General features: G+C 71.0%; 13 protein-coding genes and 1 pseudogene. 5 read left to right on the top strand and 9 right to left on the bottom strand.

What is annotated here, in order from left to right; translation table 11 throughout:
* Positions 1-10: 10 nt before the first annotated feature.
* The 4 genes and pseudogenes from IE255_RS09500 to IE255_RS09480 all read right to left on the bottom strand — a co-directional run bounded on the left by IE255_RS09500 (position 11) and on the right by IE255_RS09480 (position 5,696).
* Positions 11-1,534: an AMP-binding protein gene (locus tag IE255_RS09500; protein ID WP_190049740.1), complete on the bottom strand. Its 1,524-nt coding sequence runs from the start codon at positions 1,532-1,534 to the stop codon at positions 11-13.
* The gene (gene pabB / locus IE255_RS39090; protein ID WP_229906333.1) at positions 1,531-4,134 is read right to left on the bottom strand and encodes an aminodeoxychorismate synthase component I; all 2,604 of its coding nucleotides are present in this window, start codon (positions 4,132-4,134) and stop codon (positions 1,531-1,533) included. Before pabB ends, IE255_RS09500 begins: the two co-directional genes overlap by 4 nt.
* Before the next feature lie 31 nt (positions 4,135-4,165).
* Positions 4,166-4,746: pseudogene (locus IE255_RS09485) on the bottom strand (hypothetical protein).
* Between the two features lie 104 nt (positions 4,747-4,850).
* Entirely contained in the window at positions 4,851-5,696 is an 846-nt protein-coding gene (locus tag IE255_RS09480; protein ID WP_190050098.1) for a DMT family protein, read from the bottom strand.
* 126 nt (positions 5,697-5,822) lie between these two features.
* Here IE255_RS09480 and IE255_RS09475 point away from each other — a divergent pair, with 126 nt between their 5' ends.
* Positions 5,823-6,176 (top strand): hypothetical protein, encoded by a 354-nt coding sequence (locus tag IE255_RS09475; RefSeq protein WP_190049739.1) that lies wholly within the window; start codon positions 5,823-5,825, stop codon positions 6,174-6,176.
* 15 nt (positions 6,177-6,191) lie between these two features.
* A complete protein-coding gene (locus tag IE255_RS09470) occupies positions 6,192-7,367 on the top strand; it encodes a glutathionylspermidine synthase family protein (RefSeq protein ID WP_190049738.1) in 1,176 nt (391 codons plus the stop codon).
* A 42-nt stretch (positions 7,368-7,409) separates the two neighbouring features.
* Here the strand turns inward: IE255_RS09470 and IE255_RS09465 are convergent, their stop codons facing one another.
* The gene (locus IE255_RS09465; RefSeq protein WP_190049737.1) at positions 7,410-8,072 is read right to left on the bottom strand and encodes a DUF4276 family protein; all 663 of its coding nucleotides are present in this window, start codon (positions 8,070-8,072) and stop codon (positions 7,410-7,412) included.
* The gene (locus tag IE255_RS09460) at positions 8,069-9,271 is read right to left on the bottom strand and encodes an AAA family ATPase (RefSeq protein WP_190049736.1); all 1,203 of its coding nucleotides are present in this window, start codon (positions 9,269-9,271) and stop codon (positions 8,069-8,071) included. Before IE255_RS09460 ends, IE255_RS09465 begins: the two co-directional genes overlap by 4 nt.
* A 342-nt stretch (positions 9,272-9,613) precedes the next feature.
* Here IE255_RS09460 and IE255_RS09455 point away from each other — a divergent pair, with 342 nt between their 5' ends.
* Positions 9,614-11,095, top strand: coding sequence for a glycine hydroxymethyltransferase (locus IE255_RS09455; protein ID WP_268255752.1), 1,482 nt, complete (start codon positions 9,614-9,616; stop codon positions 11,093-11,095).
* 31 nt (positions 11,096-11,126) lie between these two features.
* On the opposite strand, the gene IE255_RS09450 is transcribed toward IE255_RS09455, so the two are convergent.
* The 3 genes from IE255_RS09450 to IE255_RS09440 all read right to left on the bottom strand — a co-directional run bounded on the left by IE255_RS09450 (position 11,127) and on the right by IE255_RS09440 (position 13,549).
* Positions 11,127-11,807 (bottom strand): hypothetical protein, encoded by a 681-nt coding sequence (locus IE255_RS09450; RefSeq protein ID WP_229906332.1) that lies wholly within the window; start codon positions 11,805-11,807, stop codon positions 11,127-11,129.
* Positions 11,808-11,958: 151 nt separating this feature from the next.
* Positions 11,959-12,933: a WS/DGAT domain-containing protein gene (locus IE255_RS09445; protein ID WP_372487518.1), complete on the bottom strand. Its 975-nt coding sequence runs from the start codon at positions 12,931-12,933 to the stop codon at positions 11,959-11,961.
* Complete coding sequence (locus tag IE255_RS09440; protein WP_190049734.1) at positions 12,926-13,549, bottom strand: RNA polymerase sigma factor; 624 nt, start codon at positions 13,547-13,549, stop codon at positions 12,926-12,928. The genes IE255_RS09445 and IE255_RS09440 overlap by 8 nt, the downstream gene beginning before the upstream one ends.
* A 131-nt stretch (positions 13,550-13,680) precedes the next feature.
* Between IE255_RS09440 and trpS the strand changes: the two genes are divergently transcribed.
* Together trpS and IE255_RS09430 are read left to right on the top strand one after the other, a co-directional pair.
* Positions 13,681-14,694: a tryptophan--tRNA ligase gene (gene trpS, locus IE255_RS09435; protein WP_190049733.1), complete on the top strand. Its 1,014-nt coding sequence runs from the start codon at positions 13,681-13,683 to the stop codon at positions 14,692-14,694.
* A gap of 143 nt (positions 14,695-14,837) precedes the next feature.
* Positions 14,838-15,416, top strand: coding sequence for a 2'-5' RNA ligase family protein (locus IE255_RS09430; RefSeq protein WP_190049732.1), 579 nt, complete (start codon positions 14,838-14,840; stop codon positions 15,414-15,416).
* Positions 15,417-15,473: the final 57 nt, after the last annotated feature.

Below are 15,473 nucleotides of genomic sequence, written 5' to 3'. Positions count from 1 at the left end.
TCCGAGCGGTTCACCAGGCGCCCCGGCGGAGCAGATGGCGGCGGAGCTTTCCGGTCGCGGTGCGGGGCAGCGACGGGACGAAGCTGACGCTGCGGGGGACCTTGAACGCGGCGAGGCTCTCCCGCGCCCGGCCGATGAGCTCGTCCGCCAGACCGTCCCGCAGCGGCGGCACCGGGACCACGAACGCCCGCAGCCGGCTCGCGCCCCGCCCGTCCGGCACGGCCGCGACCCCCACCTCCCGCACCGCCGGATGACCGCGCAGCACGGCCTCCACCTCCAGTGGGGAGACGGTGATCCCGCCGACCATCTCCATGTCGTCGGCGCGGCCCAGATGCCGGTAGGAGCCGTCCGGTTCGCGGCACGCCCGGTCCCGCGTGGCCAGCCAGCCGCCGACCAGGGCCCGCGCGGTCTCCTCGGGCCGGTTCAGATAGCCGGGCGTCACCGTCGGCCCGCGCACCCACATCTCGCCCTCCTCGCCGTCCGGCACCGGATGGCCGTCGCGGTCGCGCAATTCCACCTCGAAGCCGGGGACGGGACGGCCGACGGTGCCCGGGTGGTGGTGGGAGAAACCGTTGGCGCAGAACGCGTGACCGGCCTCGGTGGAGCCGATCTGCTCCAGCACCGGCGCCCCGAGCAGCGCGGTCACCTGCTCGGCCAGGCCCTCCGGCAGCCCCTCCCCGGCCGACACGGCGGCCCGCACCGAGGCGAAGCACCCCTCGTGCCCGCTGCCCCGCTCGGCCACCAAGGCGGCGTACGCGGACGGCACGGAGTAGAGCAGCGTCACCCGGTGCCGGGCGACGAGCTCGTCGACGGTCGCCGGGGTGGGGCGCCGGTCCACCAGGACGGCGGACGAGCCCGAGAAGAGCGGGAAGACGAAGGCGTTGCCGAAGCCGTAGGCGAAGAACAGCTTCGACACCGACAGGGTGACGTCGTCCGCGGTGATCCGCAGCACCCGCCGGCCGACCAGGTCGTGGTACGTCCGCGGATCGCCGTGCGTGTGCACGACACCCTTGGGGCGGCCCGTGGTGCCGGAGGTGTACTGGACGTAGAGCGGGGTGTGCGCGTCGACCTGGTGGGCGGGCGCGGGCCCGGCGGCCGGGGCGAGGGCCATCAGCTGGTCGGCGCCGAGGCGCGCCCGGCCGGGGAACCGGTCCTCCAGGCCCGGTCCCGTCACACACAGCACGGCGCCGGTGTCCTCGGCGAGGAACGCGTGGTCGGCCGCCGGGAGTTCGGGATTGACCAGGACGGCCACGGCGCCGAGGCGGGCGGTGGCGAGGAAGGCCGTCACCCAGGCGAGGGAGTCGGGCAGCGCCAGCAGCACACGGTCGCCGGGCCGGACCCCGTGCCCGGCGAGCACGGTGGCGGCCCGGGCCGCGAGGTCGTGCACCTCGCCGTGGGTGGAGGACCGGTGCCCCTGGTGGAAGGCGGCCCGCCCGCCCCACCCGCGCCGCTCGGCGAGCCCGGCGAGCTGGGCCGCGAGATTCCCGGGCGCCTCGGCCTCGACCGGGTGCAGGGTGACCTGCGGACTCGTCATCGCCGGGCCTCCTCGGCCGCCCCGGCCCGGTTCCCCGGCGGCCCCTGCCGCCGCATGCGGTCGGCCGTGCGCTGGTGGAGGGCCCGCATCGGGGCCGCCGTCTTCAGCAGCATCTCCTCGTACTCCGCGTCCGGATCGGAGCCGAGCACGATCGCACCGCCCGCACCCAGATGCAGCCGGCCGCCGGCGATCACCGCGGTCCGGATCACGATGCCGAGATCGGCGCCGCCGCCGCACCCGAAGTAGCCGAGGGCCCCGGAGTAGACGCCCCGGGCCTCGGTCTCCAGCGCGTCGATGATCTCCATGGTGCGCAGCTTGGGCGCGCCGGTCATCGACCCGCCCGGGAAGCAGGCCCGCACGCAGTCCACCGCGTCCGTGCCCGGCCGCAGCCTGCCCTCCACGGTCGAGACGAGCTGGTGCACGGTGGCGTACGTCTCCGTGGCCATGAGCTTGGAGACCCGCACCGACCCGGTCCGGCAGACCTGGCCCAGGTCGTTGCGGAGCAGATCCACGATCATCAGGTTCTCGGCCCGCGTCTTGGCGTCCGACGCGAGCGCGTCCCGCAGCCGGGCGTCCTCCTCCGGGCCGTCGCCCCGGGGCGCGGTGCCCTTGATGGGCCTGGCCTCGGCCCTGCCGTCCCGGCCGATCCGCAGGAACCGCTCGGGCGAGGAGCCGGCCACCTCCAGCTCCCCGAACCTCAGGAACGCCGCGTACGGCGCCGGGTCGTCGCGGCGCAGCGTCCGGTAGAACGCGTACGCGTCGGGCGGGGCGGGCAACCGGGCGGCGTTGGTCAGGCAGACCTCGTAACTGGTGCCCGCCCGCAACTCCCGCTTGCACGCCTCGATGTCCGCGAGATACGTCGCCCGGTCGCGCACCAGCCACGGCTCGGCGGCGCCCGGGTCCGCCGGGGCCGGCTCCACGGGCAGGGGCGGCCGCTCCGCCGCCACGCAGGTGAGGCCAGCCAGCGCGCTCTCCAGCCAGTCGGCGGCCTCCCGGGCGGCCTGCGGGGTGTCCTCCGCCAGGCAGACGGCGTAGGTGAAGCCCTCCTGGTGGTCCACCGCGATGACCCGGTCGGCGAACAGCCAGGCGGCGTCCGGGGCGGGGGAGCGGTGACGGTTGGGCGACCCGCAGTCCGCCTTCACCTCATAGCCGAAGTAGCCGACGTAGCCCCCGGTGAAGTCGAACGGCAGCCCGGTCGCGTCCACCCGGCGATGCGCCAACTGCCGCTTCAGGTAGTCGAAGACGCCGGCCGCGACCTTCCGCACCGGCCGCCCCGCCCGCTCGATCTCACAGCGCCCGGCAGCGACGTCGTACCGCACGAACTCGGCGAGCGGCCCGCTGTCGTCCCCGAGGAACGAGAACCGCGACCGGCCCGGCTCGACCAGGGAGCTGTCCAGCCAGAACCCGCGGCGGGACCCGGCGAACATCCGGGTGAAGACCGCCTCGGTGTCGACAGCACCGGGGATCCGCCGGCTGTGCAGCCGGTAGCCGGTACGGCTGGGGCGACGGGGCCGGGGGATGGCGGCGGACGGCGCTGCGGGCTCCGGGGCGGCCTCGGCTGCCGGGGCGGCCTTGCCGGGCGGGGCGGCCTCGCCGGACGGGGTGGCCCTGCCGGGCGGGCTCGCCGCGGCCTGGGAGACGGCGGCAACCCCGGCGGACGGTGCTGCCGGCACCGGGGCGGTCTCGGCTGCCGGGGCGGCCTTGCCGGACGAGGTGGCCCTGCCGGACAGGGCGGCCCTGCCGGACGGGGCGGTCTCGCCGGACGAGGTGGTCTCGCCGGACAGGGCGGCCCCGCCGGGCGGGCTCGCCGCGCCCTGGGAGACGGCGGCCACCTGGAAGACGGCCGCGGCGGCCGTACGCCAGGGACCCGCAGAAGCCGCCGGCACCACCGCCCCCGCCGTCGGCACCACCGCCCCCACCTTCGCCCGCCGAACCCCCGCGTCGCACTCCGGGACACCGGGCCGGCGCCCGGCCCCCTCGTGCGGCGGCACCGCCGTGTTCTTGGCGCGCAGCTTGCCGACCCGCTCGGCGGTCAGGTTGCGGAAGTTCACGAGCATGCGGTGGCCGTACTCGGTGAGGACGGACTCCGGGTGGAACTGCACGCCCCACAGCGGCCGGCTGCGGTGCCGCAGTCCCATCAGGACGCCGTCCTCCGCCCAGGCCGTGGCCTCCAGCGTCTCCGGCAGCGGCTCGCGTACGGCCAGGGAGTGGTAGCGGACGGCGGTGAAGTGCTGCGGCAGGCCCTGGAACAGGTCCCGTTCGTCATGGCGGACCGTGGACAGATGCCCGTGCCGCAGCTCCGGAGCCGGCCCCACCCGCGCGGTCTCCCCGAGCGCGATGCCCTGATGCCCCAGACACACGCCGAGCACGGGCACCGGGGAGGTGGCGATCAGCCGGGCCCCGATGCCGAAGTCACGCGCACGGCCCGGGTGTCCGGGGCCCGGGGACACCACGAGGTTGTCGAACTCCCGGAGATCCGGCAGGCCGTCGACGGGCGCGTCGTTGCGTACCACCACCGGCTCCTCGCCGTTCACCTCGGCGATCAGCTGGAACAGGTTGTACGTGTACGAGTCGTAATTGTCGATGAGCAGGGTTTTCAACCGGCCCACCCCCCTCTGTTCGTTCACGGACCTAGGTCGTCCGGCGTTTGTGCCGGCCGCGCAGCGCCTGGAGCGACGGGTACAGCCATTTCCTGAAGAAACGCTGGAGCCGCGGCATGAGAATCCAGGTGACAAGGGCGGTCACACACAGACACAACAGCAGCGTGCGAAACAGTGCATTGAGGTCACCGAGATAGGGAAGCACCGTCAGATTGAACAGGAGCACTGGCGGAAATACCGCGCTCATATTCACGAACCACAGTTTCCATTTCGACGGCGGAGCCGGCGGCGCGGGCGTCAGCGTCTGCGCGTCGAACCAGGCCCGGGCGCCCCGCACCCTTCTGCGCTCGGCCTCCCGGGCGATCCCCTCCAGCCGGGCGTCCCACTGTGCCCGGGACGTCGATTTCTCCCAGGCCAGGGCCGAACCCTCGCTGGCGAAGCGATAGACGACATGCCACTCCGCCTCTCCGTCGACAAGTACGCCACCCCCCCCAGAAAACCCGGCTGCCGCGCGTTCGCGCCCAGCATGGCCCACCCCCAGGAGTGAAAGTCGACCGCACGGCCCGGCGTCACGCGATAGGCCACGGTGACCGTGACGGGATTACTGGCCACGCCGTCCCATACGGAAAGCGCTCCCCTCGCGTTCAAGATTCAACAAACAATTTTCGGGATGTTCGGAAGGTGAAGGCTTTCGGTAGCCGGGAAAGCACTTGCGGTCACTTCCGCGCGGCCACGCGGTCCGCCGACTCGACCGGCGCCTCCCCGAACCGCGACAGCGCCAGCGCCCCGGCCACCGCCACCGCGAAACCGAGCACCGCCAGCCACCCCAGCCCTGGCCGCGTCCGGTCCCCGAGCCACACCACGCCGATCAGCGCGGGCGCGACCGTCTCCCCGAGCACCAGCCCGGCGGTCGCCGTGGTGACCGACCCGCGCTGGAGGGCGGAGGTCAGCAACAGGAACGCGGCCCCGCCGCCGAGCAGCAGCGCGTACGCCGCCGGGTTGGTGAAGAGCGCGGCCGGCGTGAGCCCGTCGATGAGCCGCACCGCCACCTCCACCACCCCGAACCCCAGCCCCGCACCCAGCCCCAGCGCGAGCGCCCGCCCCCGCTCCGGCAGCCGCCCGCCCGCGACCCCGAGCAGCAGCACCCCGGCCACCGCGCCGACCAGCGCCCACCTCAGCCAGGCCGGCCCGGCCCCGTCGCCCTCCGCCCCCGACGCCAGCCCGAGCAGCGCGAGCCCGGCGCACACCACCCCCACCGCCGCCCACTCGACCCGGCTCAGCCGCACCCTCAGCAGCCGCGCCGCGACCACCGCCGTCACCGCCAGACTCGCGGCCAGCGCCGCCCCCACGGCGTAGATCGGCACGGAGCGCAGCGCGAGGATCTGCAACACGAAACCCAGCCCGTCCAGCGCGAGCCCGGCCAGATACCGCCACTGCCGCAGCGCCCGCCACAGCAGCGCCACATCCCCGCCCGGCCCGGTCGCGGCCGCCGCCCGCGCGGCGATCGCCTGAAGCACCGTCGCCGTACCGAAGCAGACGGCGGCACCAAGGGCGCACAGCATTCCAAAGATCACAAATCGACGGTACGGGGAGGCCGGTAGACGGGGGGCTCGTGCGCGTCCCTTCTCACCGATCTCTAGGCTGTCCGCTCGGCAGTGCACACGGGGACACCACGGGGAGACACCGACATGGCGGAAACACGGCGGCGACTGCGTTCGAGCACGGTGGTGCTGGGCGGGATGGGCGTCCTCGCGGCGGCCCTGTCCGCGTGCGGCTCCGACCCGGACCGCCGCTGTGTGGACCGGGACAGCTACGACTACATCAACGGCTACAAGATCGTCGCCGACAAGAACTGCACGTCGTCGTCCGGCGGTTCCTCCGTCGGCAAGGGCCGCAAGAAGACCGGCAAGACCCAGCGCATGGACGCCGACTGGTACTACGACGCCGAGGTCAGCGGCGGCTACGCCGACTACGGCACCTTCAGCCGCAGCGAGGCCGTCGACCGGGGCGGCTTCGGCTGCTCCGGCAGCGGCGGCGGCTGACCGGGCCGTACGCAGATGGAACGCCGCACCATCGAGCCCCGCCCCGGCTGGCAGCAGACCGTCGAGGAACAGGGCCTGATCTACCCGCTCACCCGCTACCCGGACGACTCCCTGCGCCCTTACTGGGACGAGAGCGCGTACTACGTCTTCACCCTTCCGGAGATCGAGGCCCTGGAGGAGGTGGTCGAGGAACTCCACCGCATGTGCCTGGCGGCGGCCGAGCACATCGTCGCCGAGGACCGCTTCGCCGATCTGGGCATCACCGACCCCCGGGTGGCCCGGGCGGTCGCCGAGGCCTGGCACCGCCGAGCCGAACTCCCGTCCATCTACGGCCGTTTCGACCTCCGCTACGACGGCACCGGCCCGGCCAAGCTCCTGGAGTACAACGCCGACACCCCCACCTCCCTGGTCGAGGCCGCGTCGCCCCAGTGGTTCTGGATGGAGGAGCGCTTCCCCGGCGCCGACCAGTGGAACTCCCTCCACGAGCGCCTCATGGACGCCTGGAAGCACCAGGCCGCCCTCCTGCCGCCGGGCAGCCCCCTCTACTTCGCCTACTCCTCCGCCGACGAACTCGGCGAGGACATGATGACTGTCGCCTACCTCAAGGAGACCGCCGAGCAGGCCGGCCTCGCCACCGACTGGATCTCCATGGAGGAGATCGGCTGGGACCGCCTCTCCGGCCGCTTCGTCGACCAGCGCCTCCGCTTCATCCGGAGCATCTTCAAGCTCTACCCCTGGGAGTGGCTCACCACCGATCGCTTCGCCGACCACGTCCTGAACACCCTCGACAACGGCGGCGGCACCGGCTCCACCCTCTGGATCGAACCGGCCTGGAAGATGCTCCTCAGCAACAAGGCCCTGCTGGCCATCCTCTGGGAGCTGTACCCCGGCCACCCCAACCTCCTCCCTGCCTACCTGGACGGCCCCCGCGACCTGCCGTCCTGGGCCGCCAAGCCCCTCCTCGGCCGAGAGGGCGCGGGCGTCACGATCCACGAGCCCGGCACGGACCGCACCCCACGCGACGAACCCTGCTGCTACCAGCAGCTGGCCCCCCTGCCCGACTTCGACGGCAACCGAGTGGTCCTCGGCGCATGGGTGGTGGAGAACGAGTCGGCGGGCCTGGGCATCCGCGAGTCCTCGGGCCTGATCACGGACGAGTACGCACGGTTCCTGCCGCATGTGATCTTGTAGGGGGCGTGGTGGCCAGGTGTCAAAGCTGGGGGAGGGCTCGGTTCAGGAGTCGAGTATCTCGCGGACTCCCGTGACGAATGCGACGAAGCTCGGGGAACGGTTCTCATCCACGTTCAGGTGCGGTCCAATCCTGCGCCCCCACTCAGGCTTGGACGAGATTCGGATACCTTCCGCGCGCAGAGCTGCCTCAAAAGCATCTGAGCATTTGCCGCTGGGTGTGTCCGGGTTGCCTCGGTAGGCGCGCGGGGCGGTCCGCGGCGCCTTGGGAAAGCCTGCCAGCACGGCAGCCCAGTCACCGAAGTACCATGCCTCAAGCTCTCGAATGGCGATTCTGTTCAATACGTGAAAAGTTCCGCTGCCGTCACGTCGAGAGCGCGAGACCAGACCGGCGTCGGCCGTTGCTTTGTCAAGCTGCCTCTTCAAGAGCACGCAGTCGTCAGTATCTCGGTCGACCAGGACGACAACTCTCACATCTTCACCTCGCCTTCTCGAGGCGGCGTAACCGCTGAGACGGTCCGGCAGTTTCTTCAGCAAGTCCGGCTTTCCCCGGAACTGGCGAATCCCTACTTTGACTCGCTTCCCCTCCGTGATCTTGGCGAGGACGGACTTAAGCGCCTCACTGGCCGACTCTTCTTCGACAAGTACCTCGAGTTGGATGATTCCTTTTTTCGCTGCACCGAGGTGGTCTCTCCTCTTCTTTCTCACTGCTCCTTTCCTTCCACCTCGGCCACCGGGGTTTTCGGCGAAGGTAGATCGTCGAAGTAATTCTCTTGCCAGAGCGTCCCCAGGAGTGCCCCGTTCTCCAGCATGTCGGTCACTAGGGGAATGGTGTGCGGGCGCACCACTCGAGTGTATCCGTCCTTCCCTCGGTAGAGCGCAATCACCTCGTCCGGCTTGCACGAGTTGACGAAGTCATGCGAATGAGTCGTCACGAGAACCTGTGACCGCTCGCTGGCCTGACGGCACTGGTCGGCCAGGCCGGGCAGGACGGTGGGATACAGGTGGTTCTCAGGCTCTTCGATGCCGATGAAGGGCGCCGGGGCCGGGTCATAAAGAAGAGTCAGGTAAGAAAGCAGCTTCAGTGTTCCATCGGATGCGTTGCTGGCCAGCACTGAATCATCGAAGGGAGCATCCTTGATAAACAGGACCAATCGGCCGTCAGGTGAAGTGTCGTAGTCGATCCTCTCCAACGCGGGCACTGTTTCCCTCAGGGCGTCGATCACCGCGCTCAGGCGTTCTGGGTGGTTCTCCTTGAGGAACTGCAGCACGTTGCTGATGTTGTCACCCGATTGGGAAAGCTTCTCCTGTGGTCCCGCAACCGGGGACTGCCTCTCTTCAGCTACGGAAAGGTAGGAGAGATACCACCCAGAAATGAATCGCCGAAGCGCCGCGACGCGACGGTGGGACTTGAACTGGCCCAGAGCATTGACGGCCAGCTTGTCCGGGCCATCCAGTGCTTCTTGCTGAGCACTCGCCGTTTCCTCGTCGACAACGTACCCCGCACCGTTCTGGAAGTCGAGAATGTGGCGCGGTCGACCCTGCGCTGGACTCACGGTCCACCGCAGCCACTCTCGGCTGACTACTGGGCGCCCTCTCTCTTCTGTAATCTCGAGACGATAGGTCAGGAGTCTTTCCCGCGGCTTCTCACGGTAGGAAATCTGGATGGCAACCGCGCCATTGGAATTCCGTGACCGGAGTTGGCGCAGGCCGCCTCTTCTGTCCCAAGCGGTCCGTACGCCGAGAGTGAAGCAGGTCTCCATGAATGCGAACACGTCGAACAGTGTGGACTTTCCGCTGCCGTTTGGGCCGAGCAGTACTGTGAAAGGCTTCAGATTCCTGATTTCAACATTCTGTAGTACTCGGTAATTCTCGATCTTGATTGACTCGATCACTGGGGGGCGCATTTCTGCTCCTTCTCTGCAACCGGCAACGGTTCACTGTTCGTGGTGACGCAATGGTAGTCCGAGGAGCGGCTCAACATCCCTTCGCTCTTGGCGAGTTGTTCTGGAATCGCTGTGTTACTGCGACGCAGCAATGAACGAGATTAGGTCATCCACGAAGATGAGCTGGGCGACGGAAGACTCAGCGCCCGGATGGTGGACGCCCCGCCCGGCACTCCGTGCCGCCCGGTAGGCTGGCGCCGGGCCGTGACTGGCGTGCTGGGATGGGACCGACCATCGGGAAGCGGCCCCCGGACCTGGCTGAACCCCGGGTGCCGGAACCGTGCCGTGCGCCTGGGCCGTACCGTGAACGCTGAACGCAACGTCCGGAGGTCCCACATGCCAGCCGAGCCCCTCTCCACCGCTTCCACCGCCTACCGCGCCGCCCTCGACGTCATCCGCGCCGTGGAACCCCGCGTAGCGGACGCCATCGGCCAGGAGGTCGCCGACCAGCGCGAGATGCTCAAGCTGATCGCCTCCGAGAACTACGCCTCCCCGGCCACGCTTCTCGCGATGGGCAACTGGTTCAGCGACAAGTACGCCGAGGGCACCATCGGCCGCCGCTTCTACGCCGGCTGCCGCAACGTCGACACCGTCGAGTCCCTCGCCGCCGAGCACGCCAAGGAACTCTTCGGCGCCCGCCACGCCTACGTCCAGCCGCACTCCGGCATCGACGCCAACCTCGTCGCCTTCTGGTCGGTCCTCGCCCAGCGCGTCGAGCTGCCCGCCCTGGAGAAGGCCGGCGTCCGCCAGGTCAACGAACTCTCCGAGGAGGACTGGGCGGAGCTGCGCCGCGCCTTCGGCAACCAGCGCATGCTCGGCATGTCCCTGGACGCCGGCGGCCACCTCACCCACGGCTTCCGCCCGAACATCTCCGGCAAGATGTTCGACCAGCGCTCCTACGGCACGGACCCGGCCACGGGCCTGATCGACTACGAGGCCCTGCGCGCCTCGGCCCGCGAGTTCAAGCCGCTGATCATCGTCGCGGGCTACTCGGCCTACCCCCGTCTGGTGAACTTCCGGATCATGCGCGAGATCGCCGACGAGGTCGGCGCCACGCTGATGGTGGACATGGCGCACTTCGCCGGCCTGGTCGCGGGCAAGGTCCTGACCGGCGACTTCGACCCGGTCCCGCACGCCCAGATCGTGACCACGACCACCCACAAGTCCCTGCGCGGCCCCCGCGGCGGCATGGTCCTGTGCGACGACTCCCTGAAGGACCAGGTCGACCGCGGCTGCCCGATGGTCCTCGGCGGCCCGCTCCCGCACGTCATGGCCGCCAAGGCCGTCGCCCTCGCGGAGGCCCGCCAGGAGTCCTTCCGCGACTACGCCCAGCGCATCGTCGACAACTCCCGCGCCCTCGCCGAGGGCCTGATGCGCCGCGGCGCCACGCTGGTCACGGGCGGCACGGACAACCACCTGAACCTGATCGACGTCGCCTCCTCCTACGGCCTCACCGGCCGCCAGGCCGAGGCCGCCCTGCTGGACTCCGGCATCGTCACCAACCGCAACGCCATCCCGGCCGACCCGAACGGCGCCTGGTACACCTCCGGCATCCGCATCGGCACGCCCGCGCTCACGACCCGTGGCCTGGGAACCGCCGAGATGGACGAGGTCGCGGCCCTGATCGACCGCGTCCTCACCACCACGGAGCCGGGCACGACCAAGTCGGGCACCCCCTCCAAGGCGGCCCACGTCCTCGAGCCGAAGATCGCGGACGAGATCTCCCGCCGCGCCACCGACCTCGTGTCCGGCTTCCCGCTCTACCCGGAGATCGACCTCGGCTGACCCACCGGAGCGGCACAGGCAGCCCCGACCCTCACCGGTCGATCAACTCCTGCCGCGGCTCCCCGCGCGGCGGCCCCGCATCGTGCCGGGCCGCCGCGCGGCGTATCAGCACCGAGCCGCCGCCCCCGAGGACCAGACCCGCGGCCAGTCCCGGCAGTGCCCACCACCACTGCGCACCCTCGTCCGTGCTCGCCGCGGTGGTCCTGGTGGGCGCGGCCGAGGGCGAGGTCCCGGTGCTCGGCGCGCCCGAGGCCTCGCCGAGCACGCCGAGCCGCTCCAGCAACGCGTGCAGCCGGGCCGGCTGCCTGGCGCGGTGCCACTGGCCGGTGGAGGGAAGCGGGGTCCCCATCGCCGTCCGAATCACCACGTCCCCCGGCTGTGGACGGCCGACGAGCACCGTGTCCTGTCGCCAGGGGTCCACGTTGTGGATCATCCACGTGATGCTGACCCACTCGCCCGGGCCGTCGCCCAGCTCCGGCGGCTCCACCCGCGGGGCGTTGTCGAGCTCGCCGCCCGCTCGGCCGAGGAGCTTCTCCAACTCGGCGTACTCACGGTCCCCGGCATAGAGCCCCGCGGCCCGTTGACTCGTGGGCGACGCCAGGAACACGCTCGTCGGCCCGCCGGCCGACGCGGACGGCGCTCCCAGCAGCGCCACGGCGAACAGGGAAACCAACGCCCCCGTCACCGCGATCAGTTGACGCATCCTCACCATGCGACCCTCCCCGGTCCCGATGCGGCGCGGCAGCCGCACCCGCTGTGTCACTCCTGGTACACCGCCCGACCCTCCGGGGTTCCCACCCCACCGGGACCGATGGAGAAGGCCTCAGGGACGGGCCCCCGCGACAGACGCCCGTCCCTGACCGCTACCGCAGCGACCGCGCCACCGCCGCCGCCCGCTCCTTCGAGGCCACACCCTCCAAGCGGAGCGTCGCCCGCCCGCCGTGGGTCCACAGCAGCGTCGGCCCCGCCGGGCGCTCCTCGCGCAGGAAGCGGTCACCCTGTGCGTCCTCCAGCCAGAAGCTCAGCAGGTGGGGGCGCGGAAGCCACACGGCCACGTCCGAGGGGCCGGCCTGGGAGGTGCCCTCGTCCAGCGGCACCCACTCCGCAGGCTGCGGCACCGTCTTGACGAACTCCACGCCCAGCCGCGCCGGATACTCGTCCAGCCGTATCGTGCCGCCGCTCTCCCGCCAGCACAGTGTCGTCAGGTACCGCCCCTGCGGCTGCCGGGTCACGGTCACCGCGTCCGGCGTGCCGAGCGCCGGCGGCACCAGCGGGCGGAAGCCCGTGCGCCGCTCGGCCTCGGCGAGGGACACAGGACGCGGGCAGCCCGGCACCTCGGCGCTCGACGGTGTCGCCGACGGGGCGTACCGCACCTCGACCCCGCCGAAGTCGAACCAGTCGAGGACCGTGGCCCGCACCGGGGGCGTGAGCACGAGCACCGTCAGCAGGCCGCACAGCGTCGCCGTCAGCGAACGCCACCGCATCCCCGTCCAGCGCCGCACCGCCCGCAGCCGCTCGGCGGGCCGGTCCGGCTCGGCCACCGGGACCGGCACACCCTCGGCGAGTATCTGCCCCAGCACCCTCTCGACCATGGTCTCGGCATCGGCGGACCGGCCGGACCCGTCGGTCCCGGGCGGGTCCAGCGACCGGCCGAGCGCCCGCAGCTCCTCCGGCAGCCGGGAGGGCTCGCCGCGTCGGTATCCAGTGCCGGGCCGCCGCCCCGCGCCGGACGGGCGCCCGCCACCGGGTCGCCGCCCCGCGCCACGCCGCCCACCGGCGCGGCCCTCACCAGCGCCGCCCTCACCGTCGTACGACTCGTCGTCGTAGGACTCACTCACGCTCCTCACCCCCTTCCCGAGCTTTCCGAGGTTTCCGGGCTTCCCGGGCTTCCTGGGCTTCCTGAAATTTCGGAGCTTCCCGAGGACGGAAATCCGGCAGCAGGCGGGCCAGCTTCCGCAGGGCGCGGTTCAGCCGGGACTTCACCGTGCCGCGCGGCCCGCCGAGCGCCTGGGCCGTCTCGCGTTCGTCCATCTCCAGCAGATAGCGGTAGGTGACGACCAGGCGGTGTTCCTCGCTCAGCTTCTCCAGGGCGGCCAGCAGTGCCGCGCGGCGCTCCGTCTCCAGCGTCGCGACCACCGGGTCCGCTGCATCCGGTATCAGCGGCTCCGCCTCCATGAGCGCCGCCTCACGGCCGACCAGGGTGCGCTGGCGCGCCGCCGAGCGCACTGTATTCCTCGTCTCATTGGCGACGATCGCCAGCAGCCACGGCTTGAACGCCATGCCGTCCCTGAACCGGCCCAACGCGCTGTAGGCCTTGACGAAGGCCTGCTGTACCACGTCCTCCGCGTCCGCACCCGCCCCGAGCGCGGCAGCCGCCCTGAGCGCGATGCCCGTATGGGCCCGCACCAGCTCCGCGTACGCCTCCGGCTCTCCGGCGCGTACGCGTGCGATCACCGCGGCCTCATCGACGATGCGGCCCCCCTCCCGCGTTCTCACACTCTTGTTACACCGCCGGGGACGGATCGGTTCCCATCTGTTCGCGGCCGGTTCCGGACCGGTCCCCGCGACCTGAGAGAATGGTGAACATGGCCTCTGACCGACCCCGCGTGCTCTCCGGCATCCAGCCCACCGCCGGCTCGTTCCACCTCGGCAACTACCTCGGCGCCGTCCGCCAGTGGGTGTCCCTCCAGGAGACCCACGACGCGTTCTACATGGTGGTCGACCTGCACGCGATCACCATCCCGCAGGACCCGAAGGACCTGCGCGCGAACACCCGCATGGCCGCCGCCCAGCTGCTGGCCGCGGGGCTGGACCCGGACCGCTGCACGCTCTTCGTCCAGAGCCATGTCCCCGAGCACGCCCAGCTCGCCTGGATCATGAACTGCCTCACCGGCTTCGGCGAGGCCAGCCGTATGACCCAGTTCAAGGACAAGTCCGCCAAGCAGGGCGCCGAGCGTGCGTCCGTCGGCCTGTTCACGTACCCGATCCTCCAGGTCGCGGACATCCTGCTCTACCAGGCGAACGAGGTCCCGGTCGGCGAGGACCAGCGCCAGCACATCGAGCTCACCCGCGACCTCGCCGAGCGCTTCAACGGCCGCTTCGGCCCCACCTTCACCCTCCCGAAGCCGTACATCCTCAAGGAGACGGCCAAGATCTACGACCTTCAGGACCCGTCGATCAAGATGAGCAAGTCGGCGTCCACGCCGAAGGGCCTCATCAACCTCCTCGACGAGCCGAAGGCCACGGCGAAGAAGGTCAAGAGCGCGGTCACCGACACGGACACCGTGATCCGCTACGACGTGGAGAACAAGCCCGGCGTGTCGAACCTCCTCACCATCCACTCCACGCTCACCGGCAGGTCGGTCGCCGAGCTGGAGCAGGAGTACGAGGGCAAGCTGTACGGCGCCCTCAAGACGGACCTCGCCGAGATCATGGTCGAGTTCGTGACGCCGTTCCGGGAGCGCACCCAGCAGTACCTGGACGACCCCGAGACGCTCGACTCGATCCTGGCCAAGGGCGCCGAGAAGGCCCGCGCGGTCGCCGGGGAGACCCTCGCCCAGGCGTACGACAGGGTCGGCTTCCTGCCCGCCAAGCACTGAACGCCACCCCCGCGCACAGCCGTACCACCGAACAGCGCCGTACATCACTTCGGTTGCGCCTGCCCGTAACCCGGCCGTGGCCGTACAGTCGATAACCGGGTGGTCGTATCAGCGGCCCGCTAACTGAACCGACAGGAGACGATGTGGGGACCGTAACGATCGGTGTCTCGATCGCGGTCCCGGAGCCTCACGGCAGCCGGCTTCAGCAGCTGCGCGCGGGCTTCGGCGACGCCGCGGCTCACGGCATCCCCACGCACGTCACCCTGCTGCCGCCGACGGAGATCGACGAGGCGTCCCTGCCGGCCGTCGAGGCGCATCTGACCGAGGTCGCCGCAGCCGGTCGCCCGTTCCCCATGCGGCTGTCCGGCACGGGCACGTTCCGGCCCCTGTCGCCGGTGGTGTTCGTCCGGGTCGTCGCGGGCGCGGAGGCCTGTACGGAGCTCCAGCAGCAGGTCCGCGACCCCGCCGGGCCGGTCGCACGCGAACTTCAGTTCCCGTACCACCCGCACGTCACGGTCGCGCACGGCATCGAGGAGGCGGCGATGGACCGCGCCTTCGAGGAACTCGCCGGCTACGAGGCCGAGTGGCCCTGCACGGGATTCGCCCTCTACGAGCAGGGCGCCGACGGGGTCTGGCGCAAGCTCCGCGAGTTCACCTTCGGCGGCTCGGTGGTCCCGCCACAGGCCGGACGCGTGGAGCGCGGCTCGGTCCCGACGCGCTGATCCAGTCGCGGTCCGAACGCAGATGCCGGACTCCCGGTGGGTTGGCCGGCAGCCTCC

Source organism: Streptomyces lomondensis (assembly GCF_014651035.1).
Taxonomy (GTDB): Bacteria; Actinomycetota; Actinomycetes; order Streptomycetales; family Streptomycetaceae; genus Streptomyces; species Streptomyces lomondensis.
The sequence above is the reverse complement of the archived record's forward strand: the minus strand, read 5'-3'. Positions and strand labels throughout refer to the sequence as shown.

What these genes read in the sequence shown, in the direction of transcription:
- IE255_RS09500 (WP_190049740.1), bottom strand. Translation starts at nt 1,534, where the DNA reads ATGACGAGTCCGCAGGTCACCCTGCACCCGGTCGAGGCCGAGGCGCCC.
- IE255_RS09480 (WP_190050098.1), bottom strand. Translation starts at nt 5,696, where the DNA reads ATGCTGTGCGCCCTTGGTGCCGCCGTCTGCTTCGGTACGGCGACGGTG.
- IE255_RS09475 (WP_190049739.1), top strand. Translation starts at nt 5,823, where the DNA reads ATGGCGGAAACACGGCGGCGACTGCGTTCGAGCACGGTGGTGCTGGGC.
- IE255_RS09470 (WP_190049738.1), top strand. Translation starts at nt 6,192, where the DNA reads ATGGAACGCCGCACCATCGAGCCCCGCCCCGGCTGGCAGCAGACCGTC.
- IE255_RS09460 (WP_190049736.1), bottom strand. Translation starts at nt 9,271, where the DNA reads ATGCGCCCCCCAGTGATCGAGTCAATCAAGATCGAGAATTACCGAGTA.
- IE255_RS09450 (WP_229906332.1), bottom strand. Translation starts at nt 11,807, where the DNA reads ATGGTGAGGATGCGTCAACTGATCGCGGTGACGGGGGCGTTGGTTTCC.
- trpS (WP_190049733.1), top strand. Translation starts at nt 13,681, where the DNA reads ATGGCCTCTGACCGACCCCGCGTGCTCTCCGGCATCCAGCCCACCGCC.